Below are 21849 nucleotides of genomic sequence, written 5' to 3'. Positions count from 1 at the left end.
CTGCACTCTTAGGAAGTATAGATATAAAACTCGATTTCCTTCTTGATCGGCTTTTTGATCCAGCGTTTCACAGCAGCTGCCCGCTTCAAGCCCATATGCTCATAAAAACCGTAATTACAAGTTGTATCGGTATAAAGGAAAAACGGAGCTGTTTTATCATGCTGGACCATCGCTAAGAAGGAAGTAAAGAGTTGCTTGCCTACACCCAATCCTTGTGTTTTGGGACTAACGGCAAACAAACCAACTTCGGTCTGAAAAGGAATTTGTAAGTCTTTCAACATCGCTTGATTTAACTCAGCCACCTCTTTGGCATAATGCAGCAGCGTGTTTCTCCCTTGATTAGAAAGCATTAAGCAGCCAGCATGCCACATCGTTTTCCCCCAATAGCGCATTGGATGAAGCTTCTTCCCTCTTTTACTGTCTGCTAATAAGATACCGACAGCTTCACCATTTAAAAGAGCCACACGTGAATAGGTAGCACGGGCAAGTTCATAACACAAAAAGACATGAGCAAAGTGTTTGGCGGTCTTCTGGTCAAATTGCTTGTCGTAGTTCCAGCTATCAATAATTACTTGCACAAGCGCAGGCAGATCTTCTCGTTTAAATGGTCGATATGTTACTTGTTTATTCATTCTATCTTCCTCCCAGTAGTTGACTATCTTTAGTATAAAGTTTACAGTAACTGTAAAGTCAAGGAGGAACGCCATGAAAACCAAATTAAAAGTATCGGAAATGGCACGCTTAGCGCGAATCAATACTCGGACACTCCACTATTATGACGAGATTGGGCTATTTCAACCAAACAGCAAAGACGAGAACGGGTACCGGTATTATTCCCTTGATCAACTTTTGGATCTCGGATTGATCCTGTCATTGAAAGAATTATCGATGCCCTTAAAAGAGATTCAAACAGCGTTGCAGGGGGATGCCGAGACCATGAGAAACTTATTGGAAGCCAAGCGGCAAACCATCGATGAAAAAATTCAGCAGTTGACCAACATCCAAAAAATCATCGAACGAAAAGCAGCGGACTTGCGTCTGGCTGCAGAAAAAACTTCCCCCTTCACCTTGAAGGAACTGCCAGAGGAGTATTTCTCCCTTAGTCCTAGATTAAACGGCAGCAGCATCCCAGAGATGATCACCCAAGCCTACGACCTTTTGATGGCACAGCCTTATCTTTTCTCGAATAACGAATACGGTTTTATGATTCGGACGAACAAAGACAATACGCAGGACATCGACTACGTTTATGTGCGGCAAGAAGAACCACAACGAGCTTCCTTCGTGAAACCGGCAGGTTGCTATTTTACCACCATTTATCAGGGGGATGACGAAGGATTGAAGCAGTTCTATCAAAAACTCAAGCAGCTGATTGCAGCGCACCAATGGCAAATCGATGACTACTTCTATGAACGATCGATCCATGAAACGACCCTTAGCAACGAGCAAGCTTATTTGACAGAGATCCAAGTACGGATTTTATCTGAGGAATAAGGATTCGTCTAAACAACACTAAAAAGTAAATGAAAAAACGCAACGACCACGAGCAGTTTCTTTTGCCTCGTTGTCGTTGCGCTTTATTTAAATCAAATGGTTTTCTTTCAACAGATCGCCAATGTAGGTATGTTCGGTTTTCTTAACGAAGCCTTCCAATAGTTTCCGTTCGATAAATGGTAGCTCCATTTCCGTGATTTTTTTCTTATCGGTCAGATAATAGACAGCTTTGGCCAAGGTACGCAGATCATAAGCGGAAGCAAACACTTCTGGTACCCCGCGTTCCACATCTAATAGCTGATAAACAGCCTCCATTGCAGTCCGAACGGAATACTCTGTTGTAAAAACAGTGTCTCTTTCAGTCTCTGCGAAATTACCGATAAAAGCTAAGTTTTTGGAGCCATTTGGAATAACCAATGGCCGATCCCCTGGCTCACGCAGCATGAAGTAGGAAGTGATAAACGGCATGTAAACCGGAACTGCCACACTTGATTCTTTTGAAATGCGTTGGATTTCTGCTTCCGGCACGCCTAAATGGTAAAGCAGTTCTTGCACGATTTCTTGTCCCGAACATTGTTCAATTGGTTTTTTGATGTAGTTTCCTGGCGTATTTGACAACAATCCATACACCCATGTGATCGTTTGTTGGTCTTTTTGTTCTTTAAAGTGCGGTTGGCGATGGGTCGCAAAGCTCATCATCCAATTGGAATCTTTGATGGTGATGATCCCCCCAGTGACGATTCTGCCTGTTCGCAACTTGCGATGGGTCAATTTTTCTAAATAAGGTTCAACATCAAAATTTTGCCAAGTGACAGTTGCCGAAACAAACCAGCTTTCTTCAGATAAGTTTTCATAAAAGACTTCTGGATGACCAAACTCAGGCGATTGCGCCGCCAAGTTTTTCCATAAACGCCAGCTACCACCAGGTGCTTTTGAGATAGGCGCTGGAGTATAATGGTCCCCTTGCGTGGAACTTTCAGTGATCGATCCGTTGGTAACAAAGACCAAGTCATCTTCTGACAAAGGAATTTCTTCGATTGCCCCCGCTTTTTCTAGCACAAGTTTTTGAGCAACTTTTTCCTCGCCCACGATCCGAACATCGATATTGCTGACTGTGCATTCATATTGGAAGTCGACTCCTTGTTCTTCCAAATAAGCAAGTAGTGGTTTGACCAATGACTCATATTGGTTGTAACGGGTAAATTTTAACGCGGTAAAATCAGGCAAGCCATCGATATGATGCACAAAACGCAACACATAGCGCCGCATTTCAATCGCCGAATGCCATTTTTCAAAGGCGAACATCGTACACCAGTATAGCCAAAAATTGGATTCAAAGAATTCTTCGCCAAAAACATCTTCGATTTTTTTCCCGATCAATTGATCTTCTGAAGTCATAAATAATTGAGTCAATTCTTTTTGTGCTGTAGCAGACAAGGTAAATTCTCCATCATCTGCTGCTCGTTGGCCGCGATTGTGGATGATCCGACAGTTAGACGAATTTGGATCATCGTGATCCAACCAGTAAAACTCATCTAACACCGAAGCATCTTCCACCTCCAAAGACGGAATCGAGCGAAATAAATCCCACAGACACTCAAAATGATTTTCCATTTCTCGACCGCCGCGGGTCACAAATCCATCATGGGGAATGAATTTTCCGTCTAATGAACCGCCTGATAAAGAAAGTTCTTCAAGGACGTGGATTTTCTCACCCGCCATATGGCCGTCACGGATCAAGAAGACTGCCGCAGCAAGTCCTGCTAATCCCCCACCAACAATATAGGCTTCTTTCTTTTCGACATCTTTCGGTTTTCTGCTTCTTGCAAAAGCTTCGTAATTTCCGTTCGTATATCTCATGTAGATCCCTCCTAATATTGGTACGTTTTTATGGTATCAGTAACTATTTTTTTTGACAAAAATTTGTACTAGTAAAATCAAGTGATTTTGACAAATCGGCCTTTTTGTCAAAAAAACAAGGGCAAAGTCCCACCTTTTAGAAGATCTGCGCCCAGCACAAAAAGCGCCCCTAAGAAAACTGATTGCAGCTTTCTTAGGGGCGTTTCTAACAAAGGACAAACCCTTTGCCTTTTCAATAAAATATTTATTTCACGCGTAGAGCGAAGCTAGCAGTCGAAAAGCCTGATTGTGCTTCGGTGACTGTATAACCCGTGCTTGGCGCATGGATATAGCTTGTATTACTTGTAGCGATCGCTACATGGTAGGTATTCCCTTTTTGACCCCAGAACAGCAAGTCGCCAGCTTGTGCTTGCGAGACAGGAATGATCGTCCCTGCGCTTTCTTGTGGGACTGTCCAATCACCGATGTTTTTGCCCGTCACTTTTAAGAAGACGTAGCGTGTAAACCCAGAACAGTCGAAGACATCTGGTCCTTTGCCTCCCCATTGATAAGGAGTGCCGATATGTTTTCTAGCTTCTGCAACGATCGCTGCTCCGTTCACGCTCATCGGAACATTAGTATTGCCTGCGTTGTTATTGTTGCCAGGAGTCGTCGCACTGACTTCTTTGACATATGCTGCAGATACCCAGCCACCAGTTGATAACTTATACCAAGTGGTATTGCCATTGACTGACGTGCCTTGTTTTTGAGCCACTGCTTTGAAGGTCGCATTACTGCCCAAACTGCTGACCACACTTGCAGAAGTCGATGCATTTGAGCGCACATTCATCCCAGTGGTTGTTTGGAACGTCTTATTGATGGCTTGCTCACTCGCATTGCTTGAGCCGTTTGATGAACCAGTATTGTTTGAACCTGTGTTTGAATTATTGTTATTACTTGTATTTCCAGAACTAGACGTGACGTCACGCACATATGCCGCTGTGATCCAGCCACCAGTCGATACTTTGTACCAAACATTGGTGCCGCCAACGGATGTGCCATTTTTCTGGGCAACGACCTTCACCGTCGTGCTGTTGCTTAGGCTGCCAACGACACTGCCGCTTGTTGACGCACTCGAACGAACATTTAATGCCGCTGTTGTTTTCACGTTCTTGCTGATAGCCGTTTCTGCAGAAACACTTGTATTGCCGCCAGAAGAACTATTGCCTGTGGAGCTACTGGAAACATCTTTGACATAGGCTGCCGTGATCCAACCGCCTGTGGACAATTTGTACCAAGTGGTCGTGCCATTCACCGATGTCCCACTCTTTTGTGCAACGACCTGTACTGTCGCATTACTGCTCAAACCGCGTACGACACTAGAACTTGTCGTTGCATTTGAACGGACGTTCAATGCAGTAGTCGTTTTCACTGATTTCGAAATTGCTTTTTCCGATGAAGAAGACGACGAATTGGACGAGCCTGTATTGGCAGAAGAAGAGCCTGAGGTGCTCTTCACATAAGCCCCTGAGATCCAGCCGCCTGTTGATAGCTTATACCATATTGTATTGCCATTCACTGAGGTACCGTTCTTTTGAGCCACCGCAGTGATTGTTGTATTTGCTCCTACACCACTTACGATAGAGGCACTTGTTGAAGCATTTGAACGAACATTCAGTGAAGCTGTTGTTTTAAATTGTCGATTGATCGCCGTTTCAGCTGACGATCTGGCAAGAGTAGCAGTTGTGTTGGTTGATGACGAAGCGTTCGTCGTTTCGGTCGCATGAGCAAGAGACGTAAAGACACCTGATGTTGATGCTAACGCTGCTGTGATACCCAATCCTTTTTGTACGAAAAGGGACCGTTTTTGTTTCACTAAACGCTTCCGTTTGATTTTCCGAGATTCCAATAAAACACCCCCTGTACCCCATTTTAACAAAAATTAATATTTTTTGATATTGTTTTCGTTTTGTATTTTTTTAATTTGCGTTTAATAAAACGTGTCATTTATTTTCCTGCGTTATTCTTTTTAATCACTTTCTCTTTGACGCTGACCGTTGGCACTATATTTACAAAGATTTCTATAAACAACAAAAAAATGCTATTTCATTCAACGTTATTTTAATTCGCGAATAAAAACAGGATTTTTTTTACAAACAAACCCACTTTTTGAAAATCAAGACTGTTATTTGAATAACATTTCTTTCCTGATCCCCTTTTTCAAAAATCGATACTAAAATCACCCATTTATCATTCCTTTTTTACACACGGGATTCTGTGAAAAAAGTTTTTTCAAAAAGAATGCTTCTTTTACCAGTGTGATCGACGCTATGATGAAATCCTGTTACATCGCTTCCAACTGGATACGAATTTTTTGATAGAGAAGTCCCTCACTTCTACCGAAAGAAATATTTTCACAATGTATTTCATACGAAAGTTTATAATACCAAGGAGAAAACCAAGAATTTGCATAAGTTTGTGAAATTATGCTATACTAAAAAAAAGGAAGAGGTGACCGAGTATGAAAACAAAGACGAAAGAAAAAGTTTATGCTGAACGACAACATAACTACAAAACGAAAAAAGAAGAGATTTTCAAAAAAGCCCTAGATTCCGTACCGACCACAGACAAGAAAAAAGAAGAACAGAAAAAGAAAGCGTAGAATCCTGCGTTTTCTTTTTTTGTTGATCTGTAAAAAGACGAGGCTTCGCCGAAGGGTGGCGAGTCTCGTCTTTATTGTAATCGAAAAAAAAGCAGGCTATGATACTTTCTATCTCAACCATTGTCAATTCACCTTGAAAATCACCGAATGACTACCATCAATGCAATAAAGGGAAACTCTTCCTCAAAAGAAGCGACAGTTTCTTATTCCAACGGGTCTTAAACACAATATTTAGTAGGCGAAAACACGTTCCTACAATATATTGTGGATAAACCTGTTGAAACTGTGCATAACTAAAAAGCCTGCGATTTTTTTGCAGACTTTTTAGTTATTGACATGCTTGAATTAATCTAGAGATAAATAATAGCTCACATTATCTGGTAACGGTTTAAAGCCATTCTTTTTGTAAAAATCCGCTGCGGGCATACTTTCTTCGGTATCTAACAGGATCGTTGGAATCTCTTTCTTGAGCAGATCCTCTTTGATCATTTCTAAGAAAGTGGAACCCAAGCCCTTTCCTTGGTGCGTGCCTGTAATTAAAAAGGTGTCGACCACATACTCTTTTCCTTGATACCAGGGCTTGATAAAGCCCAATGAAAGACCAATCAATTCATTCGATGCTCGGTTTGTTAGTCGATAACCAATAAAAGTATTCATTGCCATCATTGATGATACATAGTCGGTGATTTGCGGCACTGTCAATTGGTCATTCCATGGTTCTGCTGAAAATACAGCAATATAGTGGTCCACGACTTCTGCTAAATCTGCCGTTGTTAATTCACGCATGCTTACGTTCTTTTCCATCCTATCTCCTGCTTCCCTTTCTATTTCGGTCGAGCCTATACTCGAAGAATCCACTAATTTTTGTGCGTGTATCAATCATCGATTCGTTTTGCATAGCCATTGCCATAACTGATATAACGGCGCTTTTGGTTGACGGCCATTTTTTTATGAATCTCTGCTTCAAGATCAATGGAAAGGATTTCTGCTAACCCAAGAAGATAAATCGCCACATCCGCCAATTCTTCTCCTACCTCTTGTTGCTTCCGATAGGCATCAAAGGCCTCCCCTATTTCACCATATAAAGCCAAAAACTCTTTTTCAATATTGGTGACATTGAATTGGTGATCAATCTTGTTTTGATAAATCGCTTTTTGCATTTCTGATAGTTTCATAGTCGCTCCTTTTGGGATAGTATACCATTTAATTAAAATTCAAAATAGAAACTTAGTAAAAAAATCACCTCAAAAAATAGTGACCCCAAAACGTTAGAATTTTGATCTAACTTTTGTAGGTCACTATAATATAGGATTCCCTTTTTTTATTCTGCCCGCTCCAATTCAGCAGATTTGATTGCAACCCGTTGAGCGATTTTTAGAAATGGAAAATAGATTGCTACACAGACGACGATGATGATCACCTGAACCAAAACAACTTTGAAATCCCCTTTTGATGCCAATAATGCACTAAGAATTGGCGGTGTCGTCCAAGGAACCATGACTGAAAGTGGCTCAATGAATCCTACTGCGGTAGCAAAGTAGCCAATCAACGTCGCAACAATTGGACTTGCAACGAAGGGAATGATCATTGGTAAATTGAAGACGATCGGTAAACCAAAGATGATTGGCTCGTTGATATTAAAAATACCCGGAGCTAAGGATAGATTGACGACATCCCGAAAAGGTTGGTAATTGCGGACGAATAAGAGCACTGCAATGATCAAACTGATCGTAAATCCAGTCCCGCCTAGTTGTGCGAAAACCGTCACGAATGCTGAATTTAAGATATTGGGCGGCGCAGCACCGTCCTGCACGGCTTGCATGTTTTCATTCATATTGACTAACAGCAATGGATCTAATAAGGTGCCATTGATGACGGTTTGGTGAATGCCTAAAGTAAACAGAAAGTTGCCCGTTGAATAGATGATCAAGAACCCAAAAATCGATGTGTTCAATAAACGCAGTGGTTCTTGGATCACTGTGGAAATGATTTGAATCAGATCGGTATCAAAGGCTGCTAGCACGGTCGCAACTAAGGCAAAGAAAGAAATCACTAAAATAGCAGGGATCAACGTGCTGAAGGATTTGCTGACGGCAGGAGGAACTTGATCCCCTAAATTGATTTTTAAGTGCTTGTTTTCTGACAGTCGAATAAATAATTCCGTGGCAACTAACCCACAAATGATTCCAGAAAACATCCCTTTGGTCCCGACATCATCAAACAGCATCACACCACTGATGGTCACTTCTGCTTGGGCGCCTTCTGGCATCACGGCATGAGCCATCGCCAACATGACCACTAAGCAAGTCGTTGCCACAAAAGTTGCATTGATAGCGCTTGGATTATTTTTGTTGCGACAAAGGAAGTAGGCGATCATCGGAGCAATCAGCAAACCGGCGATATTCAATGTTCCATTGGTGATGGAATTGCCAAACACTTGCATTCGCGCCAAGGCAGCCCCTTCTAAGAACCACGGAAAGAAGACATTATTAAACAACACAGCGATCCCTGCGATAATAAAGGCAGGCATTAAGGTCGCAAACGCATCACGAAGACTTTTGAGATGAACCTGATTGCCGAGACGGACCGAAAACTCTGTAAATTTATCTAAAAACGTGCGCTTTTCTGCTGCCATTTTCTGTTCCTCCTATTCTGCATATGGGTTTGTATAGATCGTACTACCATTCGTTTTGATCACTTCTTTGAACCATTCATACGATTTTTTCGGCACACGTTTCATATCTCGCAACTCATGATTGCCACGATTGACATACACAAGTCCGTATCGTTTCTCCATATCACCTTGAGAGCTCAAAATGTCGATCAGTCCCCAGCCAAGATAACCAAGACAGACCACTCCATCTTCCACCATCGCTGCAAACATCGCTCGAATATGCTCTTGATGGTAGGCAATCCGGTAATCATCTTGAATCGGTTCGTTGCCATTCCAATGCTCTCTGACACCAATTCCGTTTTCAATCGGAAACACTGGCAACCGGTACCGCTGATAGACTTTATTTAAGACATCACGGAAGCCGAGCGGATCAATTTGCCAATTCCATTCCGTCGTTTCAATATACGGATTGTCTTGTTTTCCAAAAGTCATGTACCGATTTGGCGGCGTTCCTTCAGGGATTTTTTCAGCGTTCAAGGTAGAAGAAGCATAATAGCTAAAGGCAATGTAATCATTTTTCTGCGCTGCGATCGCTTCTAATTCCCCAGGTAAAATATTCATATTGAGTTGATGATTTTTCACGTATCGGTCTTGTGCTGCCGAATACTTGCCGTGCGCATAGCAATCTAATAAAGTAAAATTCGCAAATTCATCAAACTCTCTTGCTGCTTTGATGTCTTGTGGACGACAAGTCGCTGGATACGCTTCAGAATACGCCAGCATGCCGCCAATCTTCGCATTTGTTGTTTCATGAAGATAGTTACAGATCTCTGCATGGCAAACCATGACATTGTGGAAAATTTGATACAATTCTTCTGTTGTTTCTTCCCCTTCTAAATAGCCGCTGATCTTAAAACCATGGTCTTGGTGGAAAAGATTTTGTTCGTTAAAGGTTAACCAATAATGGACTTTATCCGCAAAACGATCCACCATTTCTTTACCAAAGCGAATGAATGCGTCCTTCACTTCTTTGCTGATGAAACCGTTATAGGTTTTCGCCAGATGTAGGGGCATATCAAAATGGTACAAACAAATCATAGGTTCGATTCCTCGAGCTAACAGATCATCAATAAAACGATCGTAATAGGCGATCCCTTCTTCATTAAAGGCACCATCTCCATCGTGAACGACCCTTGACCAAGAAATTTGAAAACGATACATGTTCATCCCCAAATCTTTCATATAATCAAAATCTTCTGTATACGCATGATAGTTATCATTTGCTACATGCCAATCGCTAGCCTGTTCCGAAGCTTCCCGTATATCATAAACGGATAAGCTTTTACCACCTTCATTCCATCCACCTTCTGTCTGCATACTGCTGACACTGTTTCCCCAATAAAATGTCGTCATATTGATTCCTCCATCATTTGTATTCGCTTACAAAACCTATTATAATTAGGTGAAATCGGCATGTAAATTTTTCGAGAACACATGTAAAGCTTTTTCTGTACATATGAATTTCAGTTGATTCTTTAATGATATACCTTGTTTTTATCCCCTTCAAACAAAACTCAAGTCCATGAATTACTTTACATAAGGAGTGATGACTATGACAAAATACAAAGAGATCGTTGATCAGTTGCGGACGAACATTTATGAAGGTGTTTTTCCAGCTTTATCAAAATTACCGGAACAAACTGCGTTAGCCAAACGATTTCAAACCTCGCGAATGACGATCCAAAAAGCGCTAAATCAACTGAAGCAAGAAGGCCTGATTTCCACCAAAAGAGGTCATGGCACCTATGTCAATTCAGCAACCTACCAAGGACAGATCAATGAGTATATCGGTTTAGTCAACCGATATGGCGGGCGGCATAAAGTGCAAAGTAAAATCATTAGTTTCAATGTTCGCTTCCCAGAAGCCAACGAAATGGATTACTTGTCCTTGCGAGAAAACGAACCTGTTTATGATATCGTAAGACTGCGCTATGTTGATAACGAACCCTTTGAATTAGAGTACACGATCATGCCCATCAAAACCATTCCCGATATTGATATGGCGATCCTTGAACACTCGATCTATCGATATATCACTGATTCCTTACACCTCAAAATAGGTCCCGCCATACGTAAAATCCGTGCCGACAAAGCAGATTCCTATGATATCAAATATTTAGAAGTCGATCCCAAAGATCCGATCTTAGAATTAGAACAAGTTGCTCGTCTCTCCGACGGGCGTCCCTTCGAATTTTCGCAAACTCGTTATCCTTACCAAAATCGTGAGATTTACTATCTTTCTGAACCTTAATGGCAAAAAAACAAGCCTGAAGAAAACTCAGACTTGTTTTTATTGTCTAGGAAAGGTGAACTCGTTAAGATTCTTCGGTTTTTTTCGCCGTTCGCTCGGGACTGACCCAAACGCCGCTACCGTAGCCAAGGATGGTTTTGACGGCTGGAATAAAGGTAGTGACGATCGTTATGGCATTAATCATCCAGTAAAACAGCATGTAAAAAGGGGCAAAGCGGAAATACTTCAGCTTGCTGCGGTTGTCATCCGCCAAAAGGCTGGTAAATAGCTGCATGACCCCTGCAATCATCTCAAAACACACGAAGAGAAAGGCCATCGTAAACATATGGTAGATCCGCTCGTAATTCCCAGTTGCCCCATAATAAATCAGATAAAAAACAAACAAAGCCGAAGACAACCAGAAAAAGAATGACCAGATAATACTTAAGGACTGATCCACAAACATGGCGGTTCGTCCGATATTTTCAAAAGGGTGTAAGAAAACTTTTTTAAAATTGGTCAACCACACTTCCGTCCCGCCTTTCGCCCAACGTTTCCGTTGCCGATAGAGCATCTTGAGGGTTTCTGGTACCTCCATGAAAAACATCACTCGTGACGCAAATAAGGACAACCAACCATGGAATTGATGGTCCCAGGCAATACTGATATCTTCCGTGGCACGATTTTGTCGAAAGAGACCAACATCCATCAATGCGGCTCTACGATACATTGTGTTGGCACCGCTATAGGCATAGATGACGCCGAAAACGGCTTGCTGGGTTCGTTTGATAATTCCTACGATACTTGAAAATTCAACGGTTTGTGATTTCCCGACGATCGTTGTGCGATTTTGAACGTCCATATTCGCCGTAATGGCAGAGATATTGATGGAATCTTGGCGGATGAAATAATTGACATATTTCCACAATGCATCAGGTTCAGGGACCGTATCTGCGTCGTTGCTCAAAATCAATTCCCCTTTAGCAAACCCTACACCAATATTAAAAGCATGGGCTTTCCCTTGGTTTTTTTCGATGCGCAAAACCCTTAGATTCGGGTACTGTTCCATCAATCGATCTAGTATCACAGGAGTTTGATCCGTTGAGCCATCATCCGTCACCAACACCTCATAGTTGCTGTAGTTTAGATTGTTCATTAAGTAATGAATCGTGTCTTCAATTACGACTTCTTCATTGTGAGCCGGTACCATAATGGTGATCATCGGCTCGATCTCTTCGGGGATTGGTATCCACTCTAATTGACGATAGCGGAACAAAAAACGATTGCAGATCACCCCGATGAACCAAGCAAAACCTCCTAATATCGGATACGTGAACAGAATCATTAAAACGACCGTTAAAAATGTATCCAACCACGGAAACCCAGTATCAAAATTGACAACCATCAGCCCACCCCATTTCTACGGAAAAGTTCTTGGATCTCCGTTTCTCCAATGTTTTGCTCAGGAGCAACGGCATAGTACTTGGCAGCGTGACGCTCTTCTTTCGTTCCGAAGCGTTCTTCGTAAAAAGCTTCTAATACTTCTTTACGTTTTTCTAAGGCAACTTCGTCATGCATCGATTGCTTTTGCAACAATCGTTTGAAGCGGCGGTTGTTCCTCAAGGTCAATAAAGTAAACGTCAGAACCAAGACCAAAAACGAAATTCCTAAGAACAACGCCAAAAAATCAAAAGTCACTGCTTCTTCAAGATATGTCCGAAAGGCGATCCGATCCGCCAGATTCGGTAAAGTCAGCGGGATGGCCAGCCAGACAAAAGGAACCAAGACCGTCAGCCAAGCAAGAATCGTCAAAATCGTTTGGCGGGTCTTCAAAGCAGAACGACCTTTTTGAAAATACGCATCGGTGACCAACCGTTCTTTGACTTCTTCCCGTGTCACTCGTTGTTTCATTTTACTCACTCCTTAAAAAGTATTTTTTTGCTGTGAAGAAAAAGAAGCAACAAAAGCAAGTCGTCTTTTGATGGACCTGCTTCGTTCTTCTTTTTGACCTACTTGGATTTCTTGCCAACTTTCAACGCATTGAACAGCGTGTGAAATTGGCCTTTAAAGGACATCACTTGCTCAAACACATCTTCCCCATCATTCAGCATCTTGACAGTCACCCAGCCTAATGCTTCGGTGATACCACTAGCCACACTGGCATTGATCGCAGCTCCAGCAACGGTGCCGACTGCTGGGACAAATTTCAAGATATTGCCAACGGCACTGCGTCCAAAACTCACCACCACTAACTCTTTCGAGATACTCTTCGCTAACCCTTCACGCCACGTTCGCCCAAAAATGCGATACAAACGTGCCATCATCGTCATTTGAACCGGCACAAGTAACACTGCATCTGAAAAAGGAATCGGTGAACAGCCGATGATCGCCGCCGTCAAAGAAGCCGCATGGATCGTGCGGTGGGCTTTTTTCCGCGTTTCATCATCTACTCCAACCAAAAACTCTTCAAACACCTGATCAAATTGATCCTTGCTTTTCGCTAACACTTTTTCCGCTTGGGCTTTTGATCCGTCATAGCCTTTCATCACAAGGGCAGCCGATTTTTTCGGCATTCGCATCATGACATCCGCAAAAAAAGAAGTAAACTCCGCTTCTTCTTGCAGCTCCTCTCCCGTTTGACTTTGCTCGACTTGAACGGACTGTTCCGTTAATAATTCATTTTCGTTTTGTTTCTTTTTGCGTTTTATCCATGGTTTTTTCAAAGAAATGTCTCCTTCTTTCGACTCGTTGTTCATTTAAAAAATCAAAGTGAGCCATGATTTTGTTCCTCTTTCTATTTTAGCTCAGGTTTTTCAAGATAGCGAAAATGTAGCTTGAGAGAGCTTACACTTGCTAAAAAAATGCATATTTGCATCTTAACATTATTTATTTATATTATCGTTTTTTTATGCTATGATACACAAAAGGAGTGGATCGAATGAAAAAGAAATTGAATTGGAAAGTCCTTTTTTATCTAGGCTTATTGACTTACTTTCTTTTAAGCGGGATCTTCGCATTCTTTGGAGTCGAAATACCGTTTCTTTATAAACGTTGATCTTCACGTTTTCTCAGAACCATATCATTCAACTCTTTGCTCTATGTTGAGAGAATCCATCATTCTATCGTCCATTCAATCTAATCAGAAAAGGTGATTTTCTTGTCCATTTTATTTGATCTATTGCAGCTGCTTGCCGTTATCTGTATCGCGTATTTATTGTTCACAAAAAACCATTTCCTCAAACAATTAACTGCTGTTCAGAAAATGGTCTTTGTCGTTTTATGTATTTCGGTGATACTGCCGGCTCTTTATGAATTTATTACTGGTTTTGCGCAAGGATTTTGGGAACGGTTGTAATTCACGGTTCCTTAGGAAACACGCTGCCTTTACAAGACAAACAGATAGATCATATCTACCAGTCCTTTCTCCTTTTATTCAAGCAATGAACCAATTCTTTGGTGCTTAGAATACTAAGAAGAGAGGTTTTTTGTCTTTTTCTGTGTTAAAGTATTTTTTGATCGTACAAAAAAAGAACCCCTCAAAAGAGGAGTTCTCAAGGCTTGCTTACATCATGCCGCCCATACCCATTGATGGGTCCATTGCAGGAGCTGCTGGCGCTGCTGGTTCTGGTTTGTCGGCAACGACTGCTTCAGTTGTTAACAATAATGCGGCAACAGAAGCTGCGTTTTGTAATGCAGAACGCGTTACTTTTGTTGGGTCAACGATCCCAGCTTCTAGCATGTTTACCCATTCGCCAGTTGCTGCATTGAAACCAACACCTAAGTCAGCGTTTTTCAATTTGTCGATGATGACTGAACCTTCGTAGCCTGCATTTTCAGCAATTTGACGAACGGGTTCTTCTAATGCACGTAAAACGATTTTGACACCTGTTGCTGCATCGCCATCTGTTTCGATTTCTGCAACTTTGTTGATGACATTGACTAAGGCAGTTCCACCACCAGAGACCATGCCTTCTTCAACAGCGGCACGTGTTGCGTTCAATGCATCTTCAATACGTAATTTCAACTCTTTCAATTCAGTTTCAGTTGGTGCCCCAACTTTGATCACTGCAACTCCACCAGCAAGTTTTGCTAAGCGTTCTTGTAGTTTTTCACGGTCAAAGTCAGAAGTTGTATCAGCGATTTGGTTTTTGATCAATTGAACGCGTGCGTCAATTGCTTCTTTTTCACCAGCACCTTCAACGATCGTTGTGTTGTCTTTATCCACAACCACTTTGCTTGCTTGACCTAAGTTATCGATGGTTGCATCTTTCAACTCAAGACCTAAGTCTTCAGTGATCACTGTACCACCAGTTAAGATCGCAATGTCTTCTAGCATTGCTTTACGACGGTCACCAAATCCTGGTGCTTTCACTGCGACAACGTTGAATGTTCCACGGATTTTGTTCAAGACAAGTGTTGGTAATGCTTCGCCATCAACGTCATCAGCGATGATCAATAATGGTTTTGATTGTTGTAAGATTTGTTCTAACAATGGCAAGATATCTTGGATGTTAGAGATTTTTTTGTCAGTGATCAAGATGTATGGATTTTCTAACGCTGCTTCCATTTTATCGTTGTCAGTTACCATGTATTGTGATAAGTACCCACGATCAAATTGCATTCCTTCCACAACATCTAATTCTGTTTCGATCCCTTTTGATTCTTCAATAGTGATAACACCGTCATTGCCGACTTTTTCCATTGCATCAGCGATGTATTGACCAACTTTTTCACTACCAGAAGAAACAGCACCAACTTGTGCGATTGCTTCTTTTGAATCAACGATTGATGAAATGTTGTGTAGCTCTTCTACAGCCACTTTTGTTGCCATTTCGATCCCACGACGAATACCTAATGGGTTCGCACCAGCGGTGACATTTTTCAATCCTTCACGAACGATTGCTTGTGTCAATAACGTAGCAGTCGTTGTTCCGTCACCAGCGATATCGTTTGTTTTTGAAGCGACTTCAGAAACAAGTTTTGCGCCCATGTTTTCAAAATGATCTTCTAATTCGATTTCTTTAGCGATCGTTACACCGTCATTTGTAATCAATGGTGAACCGTAAGATTTTTCTAAAACCACGTTACGACCTTTAGGACCTAAGGTTACTTTTACTGTATCTGCTAATTTATCTACCCCACGAAGCATTGCTGCGCGTGCGTCTTCTGCAAATTTGATTTCTTTTGCCATGATTTCATCACCTCAAGTATTTTTTATTTTTCTTATTCTACTACTGCAATGATATCTTTTGCAGCAACGATCAAATATTCTGTTCCTTCATATTTCACTTCTGTGCCAGCGTATTTTTCAAACATTACTTGTTCGCCAACGTTGACAGCAACAGGAGCTTTTTCACCGTTTTCGAGCGTGCGTCCTTCGCCGACTGCAATAACGGTACCCGTTTGTGGTTTTTCTTTTGCTGCTGATGCAAGCACGATTCCGCCTACAGTTTTTTCTTCTTCTTTTGCGACTTCGATAATCACACGATCACCTAATGGTCTTAACACGATAAATCCCTCCAATGAATGTTATAGAATTTAGTATTAGCACTCTCTTGTATCGAGTGCTAACTTACAGTTTCAATATTACTCATTTTCCCAAATTTTTGCAAGCCTTTTGCTAAATTTTTTTTGCATTTCTATTTGATTGATAAAAATAGTAGGATTTTTTGTTTCTAGAAGCAACCTAGTCTATAATGAAGCAAAGGAGTGTGAGGAAACAACTATGTCTTTATCAAAATATTCTTTGTCCACGATTCTTACTTACGGCATCGTCTTTTTTCTACCGATCGCCTTCATCCCTAGCGGACATCAAGTGGCCGCAACAACGATTGGTTATTTAGTTGGTGCTGCGATCATGTTTTTCTTGTATTTCAAACAAACGGAACCGTTATCGTTTGAACACAAAAGATCAAAAATTTCATCGATTCTTATTTATGGACTGACAGGTATTATTGCAGCGATCTTGTTGCAAAATCTAGCCATTTTTATCGAATCGCTTTTCGGTGAAGTCAGTGCTTCGCAAAATACCGAAAATATCATTGCTATTGTGCTGCAAAACCCACTGTTCGCCCTCGCGGCAATGGTTGGTGGACCAATTATGGAAGAATTTGTCTTCCGCAGAGCCTTAGTTGGCATCATTGGGAAATACAGCAATGTTTGGGTCGGTGTAGTGGTCAGCGCTGTAGCCTTTGCCTTTGCCCATAATGACAATCATCTCTTAGTCTATATTTTCTTAGGACTGTTCTTTTCTGGGCTTTATGCCTTGACCGGCAGCATTTGGACTTCCATGATTACCCATGTGGGAATGAACACTTTAGTTATTATTATTCAGTTGTTGCTTCATTACGGCTATATCCAAATGCCCTAAAGAAAAAAACGCTACGCAGAAATTTTGCGTAACGTTTTTTTCTTTATACCTTCATGCCATTGGACGCAATCACTTGCTGATACCATGCAAATGAATCTTTCTTCCGACGATCAAGGGTCCCATTTCCTTCATTGTCTTTGTCCACATAGATCACACCATAGCGTTTCTTCATTTCCCCTGTACCAGCAGAAACCAAGTCAATGATGCCCCACGGTGTATAACCCAATAAGTCGACGCCATCATAAGCTACTGCTTCTTTCATCATTTCGATATGGGCTTTCAGGTAATCAATACGGTAGTCATCATGGATCTGTCCATCCTCTTCCACTGTATCTACGGCACCAAAGCCATTTTCTACAATGAAGAGCGGCAATTCGTAGCGTTCGTTGAACCAATTCATGGCGTAGCGTAAGCCCACGGGATCAATCTGCCAGCCCCATTCGGAAGCATCAACATAGGGATTATCCACCAGATCTTGGCTCTCATCATAGTCATAGGTTGGATCATTTTCCTTACCTTTGATCGCAAAAGACATATAGTAACTAAAGCCGATGTAGTCAACACAGCCGTTTGCCAAAATTGCTTCATCTTCAGGGGTGATATCTAAATCAAATTGTTTTCTCTCAAAATAGCTGCGCATATATCTCGGATAGTGTCCACGGGCATGCACATCTGAAAAACAATAGCGGCGCTGCATGGCCACCGTGGCTGCCATCATGTCTTTGGGATTGCAAGAATACGGATAGATTGGACACATCGCGATCATCGATCCGATTTGAAACGCAGGATTGATTGCATGCCCTAGCGCCACCACTTTCGCACTAGCAACGAGTTCGTAATGGGCTGCTTGGTACATGATTTTTTCTCGGTCTTCTCCTTCGGTAAAGAACAGACCGGAATTGGTAAACGGCGCAAAATCTTCTTTGTAGTTTGCTTGATTGTTGATTTCATTGAAAGTCATCCAATACTTCACTTTCTTTTGATAGCGCGTAAAACAAACTTCTGCAAAGCGGACAAACAAATCGATCAACTTACGGTTACGCCAACCTCCGTATTCGGTAACTAAATGATAGGGCATTTCAAAGTGAGAAAGGGTAATAACCGGCTCAATGCCATAGCGTAAACACTCATCGAATAATTGATCATAAAAGGCCAAGCCTTCCTCATTTGGCTCGCGTTCATCACCTTTTGGAAAAATACGGGTCCAGGCAATCGATGTTCGGAAGCACTTCAACCCTAATTCGGCAAAAAGCTTGATGTCTTCAGGATACCGATGATAAAAATCGATCGCTTCATGATTGGGATAACTTTCGCCCGGTTGGATACCTTCCGTGATTCGGCGAGGAATTCCGTTGCCTCCTACAGTCATGACATCAGCGACACTCACGCCTTTTCCGCCCGAACGATAGCCGCCTTCCAATTGATGAGCAGCGACTGCGCCACCCCATAAAAAATCGTTTCTAAGTTTATTCATTTCTTTTCAACCTGCTTCCTTGGTATTAAACGATCTCTGTTTCTTGTTTATAGTTCAAACTATCGACCTTACGAATGAAAGGATAGTAAATAAAGAAGCCGATTGCTAAAACAACAAATTGTAAAATAGCGGTCCGGATGCCCCCTACTAGAAATCCTGAAATGATCGGTGGGGTCGTCCACGGAACTTGCACAGCAGTAAATAACGGTACGATACCGGTATAAAGTGCAAAATACGTGATCACGCCTGAAACCATCGGTGTCAAAATAAATGGTAATACCATGATCGGATTCATGACGATCGGTGTCGCAAAAATAATTGGTTCATTGATATTAAAGAATGCTGGGATCAAGGAGAGACGTCCTAATTGTTTGAACTGCGCTGAACGGGCAAAAGCCACCATATATAGCACGATGCCAATCGTCATTCCTGCGCCAGTTACCGTCATAAATTGATCTAAAAACTGTTGGGTCACGATGTGTCCCCCATTTTCCAATGTCAATGCTTTACCAGATTCAAGAATAGCCGTATTTGCTAATGAATTGGCTTGTAAAATCGGCCCCATGATGCCGCCCACGATCGTCGAACCATGAACCCCGAAGAACCACAAGAATGGTACTAAGAAGCCTAGCATCATTGCACCGCCAAGAGAATCCGTCACACCTTGCATCGGACTTTGAATCACGGTGTAGATCCATTCGACCACGGTTGTCTGAAAGACTTTATCAAAGAAAACATAAATGCCTAATGCGATGGTCGTCAAAACAGCTGCCGGAATCAACGCTGTAAATGAGTTTGCAACATTGGTCGGTACTTGTTCTGGCAGTTTGATCCGGATGTCGCGTTTTAAGAACCAAGTATAGCCCCAACCCACAAAAAGCCCTACTAAGATGGCACTGATCATGCCTTGTCCACCAGTCCATGTTTTATCAATGACATTTGCGATGGTCACATTTGCTTCAGCATCCGTTACACTTGACTCCATAGTTAATAAGAAAATAACTAAACCAATCATTCCTGCAGGGAGTCCTTCGTAACCTTCTGCTTTTACATACGAATAGGCGATACCCATTACGGCGAAAAAAGCCATAATTGCAAAAGAGGCGCCATAGGCTTGGTTGAAGTATTCACCTAAGCCACTATTCGTTACCCAATCCGCAATCGACTGGACGGGAAAGTTTGCTAATAGCAGGAAAATCGATCCTACGATTGAAAAGGGCATCGTATAAAGCATACCGTTTCTTAATGCAGTGATTGCTTTCGTATTAACAAATTTTAATATTGGGGGTAATAATTTCTCATTGATCCATTCGTTCATCTCACATCACTCCTAAAATAAAATTCCATCCACCGGCCAGTGAATTCGCTTACAAATAAATCTTAATGGATAATATTCCCCTTGCCTATAGCTTTTCTAAGTTATGAAACATGTTCCAACAAAAAAAACAGCCGAAGCTGTTTTTTTACGATCGCTTAGATTTGCTTGTAGACTTGATGGGCTAAAAGTTCGATCAGTGTAATCACCGGGACTTGCGTTGTCAGGTTCAAATCGACTTCTTTTCCGCCACTTACGACGGGCATATAATACGATATATTGTAGTCTGCCATTTGGGCGATCGTCGATTTTTCATCATTGGTGATGCTGAGTACTTTTGCTCCATAGCGTTTGAAGTCTTCCGTTTGCTTGATCATTTGAATGGTTTCACCCGACACCGATAAAATGATTGCTAACGTATTTTCCATTCCACGAGACGGTACTGGCAAAAAGGGATCAACGATGCTATAAGCATTAATGCCTAAGTTGGCAAAATAGCGACTGCCATAGGTGCCCAGAATGCCGCTTGTGCCGATACCGGAAAACGCCACATGGCGTGCGGAAAGAATCAATTCTACTGCCGGCTGGATAAACTTACGGTAATCTTCATTATTGACTTTTTTTAAGAATGTATTGACTTGAATCGTTGCATCATAGAAAAGATCAAACGCTCGTGCGTCTTGTTCCTTTTTTTGACAGATTGCATACTTTAACTCTGAATATCCTCGATAGCCCAATTTCGTGATACATCGTAAAATCGTCGACGTTGAGACGTGGCATGCAGCTGACAATTCGCGAATCGTCAGCTGATCGATCTCTTCAAAATGCTGGACAATGTATTTATAAACTGCCATTTCAAGCTCGTTCAAAGTCTTGATTTTTTCTTCATCAAACATCCCACTGCCTCCACCCAACAAATTCATCGCTCTGATGATCGATTAGATCGCAAATAATTCCGTCGCTTTGTCAGGATCGGTATCAAAGACTTCAAACGTTTCTCCAACACCTAGATCATGTTCTTTCATGGTATTGACCATCGTTAAGTGCGCCAATTCTTTCAGGTTGTTTTCTTTACTTAAATGACCAAGATAGACCCGTTTGGTGTTGTCGGTCAAGATATCCGTCATGACAAGTGCGCCATCTTCATTCGATAAGTGACCGCGATCTCCAAGAATCCGCTGCTTGAGACTCCATGGATAAGGACCCATTCGCAACATTTCTAGGTCATGGTTGCTTTCTACAAGGTATGCATCGGCGCCTTTGATGATGCCTCGCACATGATCACTGCAATAACCGGTATCCGTCAACATCACGAATGATTTGCCGTCTTTATGGAAACGATAAAATTGCGGCGCTGCAGCATCGTGAGAGACGCCAAAGCTTTCAATGTCCAAGTCACCCAAGGTCAGCACTTTTCCCATTTCAAAGATATGTTTTTGCTCGACAGCGACGTTACCGATCATTGGGTCCATCGCTTGCCATGTTTTTGTATTCGCATAGACATCAAGTTTGTATTTTCGCGCCAGTACTCCAACACCGTGGATGTGGTCCCGATGTTCGTGGGTCACAAGAATGGCGTCCAAGTCTTCTGGTTTGCGCCCTACTTCATCCAATAATGAAGTGATCTTCTTGCCGCTCAAACCGGCATCCACTAAGATCCGCTTTTTATTGCTTTCGATATAGAGCGAATTCCCTGAGCTTCCGCTGGCTAGAATACTTACTTGAAAGGCATTTTCCTTCATCATGGTTTACGTGACTTCCTCTCTGGTTGTTTCAACGAGTTCCATTATA

General features: G+C 41.9%; 21 protein-coding genes. 5 read left to right on the top strand and 16 right to left on the bottom strand.

From position 1 onward, the window contains the following. Positions 1-8: 8 nt before the first annotated feature. Positions 9-632, bottom strand: coding sequence for a GNAT family N-acetyltransferase (locus tag IGK85_RS03815; RefSeq protein ID WP_008377258.1), 624 nt, complete (start codon positions 630-632; stop codon positions 9-11). Between the two features lie 73 nt (positions 633-705). Between IGK85_RS03815 and IGK85_RS03810 the strand changes: the two genes are divergently transcribed. Continuing rightward, positions 706-1494 carry a MerR family transcriptional regulator gene (locus IGK85_RS03810; RefSeq protein WP_008377256.1) on the top strand — a complete coding sequence of 263 codons (789 nt, stop codon included), beginning with the start codon at positions 706-708 and terminating at the stop codon, positions 1492-1494. A gap of 87 nt (positions 1495-1581) precedes the next feature. Here the strand turns inward: IGK85_RS03810 and IGK85_RS03805 are convergent, their stop codons facing one another. Together IGK85_RS03805 and IGK85_RS03800 are read right to left on the bottom strand one after the other, a co-directional pair. Continuing rightward, entirely contained in the window at positions 1582-3354 is a 1773-nt protein-coding gene (locus IGK85_RS03805) for an oleate hydratase (RefSeq protein WP_429972138.1), read from the bottom strand. Between the two features lie 244 nt (positions 3355-3598). Further along, positions 3599-5242 carry an SH3 domain-containing protein gene (locus IGK85_RS03800; protein ID WP_008377254.1) on the bottom strand — a complete coding sequence of 548 codons (1644 nt, stop codon included), beginning with the start codon at positions 5240-5242 and terminating at the stop codon, positions 3599-3601. 612 nt (positions 5243-5854) lie between these two features. Between IGK85_RS03800 and IGK85_RS03795 the strand changes: the two genes are divergently transcribed. Further along, entirely contained in the window at positions 5855-5995 is a 141-nt protein-coding gene (locus tag IGK85_RS03795; RefSeq protein ID WP_005237363.1) for a hypothetical protein, read from the top strand. Positions 5996-6340: 345 nt separating this feature from the next. Here IGK85_RS03795 and IGK85_RS03790 read toward each other — a convergent pair whose 3' ends face one another. The 4 genes from IGK85_RS03790 to IGK85_RS03775 all read right to left on the bottom strand — a co-directional run bounded on the left by IGK85_RS03790 (position 6341) and on the right by IGK85_RS03775 (position 10022). Further along, positions 6341-6799, bottom strand: coding sequence for a GNAT family N-acetyltransferase (locus tag IGK85_RS03790; RefSeq protein WP_008377253.1), 459 nt, complete (start codon positions 6797-6799; stop codon positions 6341-6343). 71 nt (positions 6800-6870) lie between these two features. Next, positions 6871-7170: a MazG-like family protein gene (locus IGK85_RS03785; RefSeq protein ID WP_005237365.1), complete on the bottom strand. Its 300-nt coding sequence runs from the start codon at positions 7168-7170 to the stop codon at positions 6871-6873. Positions 7171-7316: 146 nt separating this feature from the next. Then, positions 7317-8630 carry a PTS sugar transporter subunit IIC gene (locus IGK85_RS03780; RefSeq protein WP_005237366.1) on the bottom strand — a complete coding sequence of 438 codons (1314 nt, stop codon included), beginning with the start codon at positions 8628-8630 and terminating at the stop codon, positions 7317-7319. Between the two features lie 12 nt (positions 8631-8642). Beyond that, positions 8643-10022 (bottom strand): glycoside hydrolase family 1 protein, encoded by a 1380-nt coding sequence (locus IGK85_RS03775; protein WP_008377252.1) that lies wholly within the window; start codon positions 10020-10022, stop codon positions 8643-8645. A 199-nt stretch (positions 10023-10221) separates the two neighbouring features. Here IGK85_RS03775 and IGK85_RS03770 point away from each other — a divergent pair, with 199 nt between their 5' ends. After that, positions 10222-10920, top strand: coding sequence for a GntR family transcriptional regulator (locus tag IGK85_RS03770; RefSeq protein WP_008377251.1), 699 nt, complete (start codon positions 10222-10224; stop codon positions 10918-10920). A gap of 64 nt (positions 10921-10984) precedes the next feature. Here the strand turns inward: IGK85_RS03770 and IGK85_RS03765 are convergent, their stop codons facing one another. From IGK85_RS03765 to IGK85_RS03755, 3 genes are all read right to left on the bottom strand, one after another. After that, on the bottom strand, positions 10985-12304 hold the full coding sequence (locus tag IGK85_RS03765) for a glycosyltransferase family 2 protein (RefSeq protein ID WP_008377250.1): 1320 nt from the start codon (positions 12302-12304) through the stop codon (positions 10985-10987). Then, entirely contained in the window at positions 12304-12810 is a 507-nt protein-coding gene (locus tag IGK85_RS03760; RefSeq protein ID WP_008377249.1) for a hypothetical protein, read from the bottom strand. The genes IGK85_RS03765 and IGK85_RS03760 overlap by 1 nt, the downstream gene beginning before the upstream one ends. A 98-nt stretch (positions 12811-12908) precedes the next feature. Continuing rightward, a complete protein-coding gene (locus tag IGK85_RS03755) occupies positions 12909-13655 on the bottom strand; it encodes a YcjF family protein (protein ID WP_016613772.1) in 747 nt (248 codons plus the stop codon). A gap of 401 nt (positions 13656-14056) precedes the next feature. On the opposite strand from IGK85_RS03755, the gene IGK85_RS03750 reads away from it, so the two are divergent. After that, positions 14057-14254 (top strand): hypothetical protein, encoded by a 198-nt coding sequence (locus IGK85_RS03750; RefSeq protein ID WP_016610551.1) that lies wholly within the window; start codon positions 14057-14059, stop codon positions 14252-14254. Between the two features lie 207 nt (positions 14255-14461). Here the strand turns inward: IGK85_RS03750 and groL are convergent, their stop codons facing one another. Continuing rightward, positions 14462-16090 carry a chaperonin GroEL gene (gene groL, locus IGK85_RS03745; protein ID WP_005237384.1) on the bottom strand — a complete coding sequence of 543 codons (1629 nt, stop codon included), beginning with the start codon at positions 16088-16090 and terminating at the stop codon, positions 14462-14464. A 32-nt stretch (positions 16091-16122) separates the two neighbouring features. After that, positions 16123-16407, bottom strand: coding sequence for a co-chaperone GroES (gene groES / locus IGK85_RS03740; protein WP_005225291.1), 285 nt, complete (start codon positions 16405-16407; stop codon positions 16123-16125). Between the two features lie 217 nt (positions 16408-16624). Between groES and IGK85_RS03735 the strand changes: the two genes are divergently transcribed. Next, a complete protein-coding gene (locus tag IGK85_RS03735; RefSeq protein ID WP_008377239.1) occupies positions 16625-17269 on the top strand; it encodes a CPBP family intramembrane glutamic endopeptidase in 645 nt (214 codons plus the stop codon). A gap of 43 nt (positions 17270-17312) precedes the next feature. Here the strand turns inward: IGK85_RS03735 and IGK85_RS03730 are convergent, their stop codons facing one another. From IGK85_RS03730 to IGK85_RS03715, 4 genes are all read right to left on the bottom strand, one after another. Then, positions 17313-18743, bottom strand: a complete 1431-nt coding sequence (locus IGK85_RS03730; protein WP_008377237.1) for a 6-phospho-beta-glucosidase — start codon at positions 18741-18743, stop codon at positions 17313-17315. Between the two features lie 25 nt (positions 18744-18768). Beyond that, positions 18769-20061, bottom strand: a complete 1293-nt coding sequence (locus IGK85_RS03725) for a PTS sugar transporter subunit IIC (RefSeq protein ID WP_005237388.1) — start codon at positions 20059-20061, stop codon at positions 18769-18771. Positions 20062-20216: 155 nt separating this feature from the next. Beyond that, positions 20217-20954, bottom strand: coding sequence for a MurR/RpiR family transcriptional regulator (locus IGK85_RS03720; RefSeq protein WP_008377233.1), 738 nt, complete (start codon positions 20952-20954; stop codon positions 20217-20219). Positions 20955-20996: 42 nt separating this feature from the next. After that, positions 20997-21803 carry an MBL fold metallo-hydrolase gene (locus IGK85_RS03715; RefSeq protein WP_005237390.1) on the bottom strand — a complete coding sequence of 269 codons (807 nt, stop codon included), beginning with the start codon at positions 21801-21803 and terminating at the stop codon, positions 20997-20999. Between the last annotated feature and the right edge of the window lie 46 nt (positions 21804-21849).

The organism is Enterococcus sp. AZ015, assembly GCF_050499225.1.
Lineage (GTDB): Bacteria > Bacillota > Bacilli > Lactobacillales > Enterococcaceae > Enterococcus_D > Enterococcus_D entomosocium.
The sequence above is the reverse complement of the archived record's forward strand: the minus strand, read 5'-3'. Positions and strand labels throughout refer to the sequence as shown.

Bases quoted from the DNA above. Each gene is read 5' to 3' on its own strand.
- IGK85_RS03755 (WP_016613772.1), bottom strand. From the start codon at position 13,655: ATGAACAACGAGTCGAAAGAAGGAGACATTTCTTTGAAAAAACCATGG.
- IGK85_RS03810 (WP_008377256.1), top strand. From the start codon at position 706: ATGAAAACCAAATTAAAAGTATCGGAAATGGCACGCTTAGCGCGAATC.
- IGK85_RS03780 (WP_005237366.1), bottom strand. From the start codon at position 8,630: ATGGCAGCAGAAAAGCGCACGTTTTTAGATAAATTTACAGAGTTTTCG.
- IGK85_RS03790 (WP_008377253.1), bottom strand. From the start codon at position 6,799: ATGGAAAAGAACGTAAGCATGCGTGAATTAACAACGGCAGATTTAGCA.
- IGK85_RS03735 (WP_008377239.1), top strand. From the start codon at position 16,625: ATGTCTTTATCAAAATATTCTTTGTCCACGATTCTTACTTACGGCATC.
- groL (WP_005237384.1), bottom strand. From the start codon at position 16,090: ATGGCAAAAGAAATCAAATTTGCAGAAGACGCACGCGCAGCAATGCTT.
- IGK85_RS03785 (WP_005237365.1), bottom strand. From the start codon at position 7,170: ATGAAACTATCAGAAATGCAAAAAGCGATTTATCAAAACAAGATTGAT.
- IGK85_RS03730 (WP_008377237.1), bottom strand. From the start codon at position 18,743: ATGAATAAACTTAGAAACGATTTTTTATGGGGTGGCGCAGTCGCTGCT.
- IGK85_RS03795 (WP_005237363.1), top strand. From the start codon at position 5,855: ATGAAAACAAAGACGAAAGAAAAAGTTTATGCTGAACGACAACATAAC.
- IGK85_RS03765 (WP_008377250.1), bottom strand. From the start codon at position 12,304: ATGGTTGTCAATTTTGATACTGGGTTTCCGTGGTTGGATACATTTTTA.
- IGK85_RS03715 (WP_005237390.1), bottom strand. From the start codon at position 21,803: ATGATGAAGGAAAATGCCTTTCAAGTAAGTATTCTAGCCAGCGGAAGC.
- IGK85_RS03815 (WP_008377258.1), bottom strand. From the start codon at position 632: ATGAATAAACAAGTAACATATCGACCATTTAAACGAGAAGATCTGCCT.
- IGK85_RS03725 (WP_005237388.1), bottom strand. From the start codon at position 20,061: ATGAACGAATGGATCAATGAGAAATTATTACCCCCAATATTAAAATTT.
- IGK85_RS03805 (WP_429972138.1), bottom strand. From the start codon at position 3,354: ATGAGATATACGAACGGAAATTACGAAGCTTTTGCAAGAAGCAGAAAA.
- IGK85_RS03760 (WP_008377249.1), bottom strand. From the start codon at position 12,810: ATGAAACAACGAGTGACACGGGAAGAAGTCAAAGAACGGTTGGTCACC.
- IGK85_RS03775 (WP_008377252.1), bottom strand. From the start codon at position 10,022: ATGACGACATTTTATTGGGGAAACAGTGTCAGCAGTATGCAGACAGAA.
- IGK85_RS03770 (WP_008377251.1), top strand. From the start codon at position 10,222: ATGACAAAATACAAAGAGATCGTTGATCAGTTGCGGACGAACATTTAT.
- IGK85_RS03720 (WP_008377233.1), bottom strand. From the start codon at position 20,954: ATGTTTGATGAAGAAAAAATCAAGACTTTGAACGAGCTTGAAATGGCA.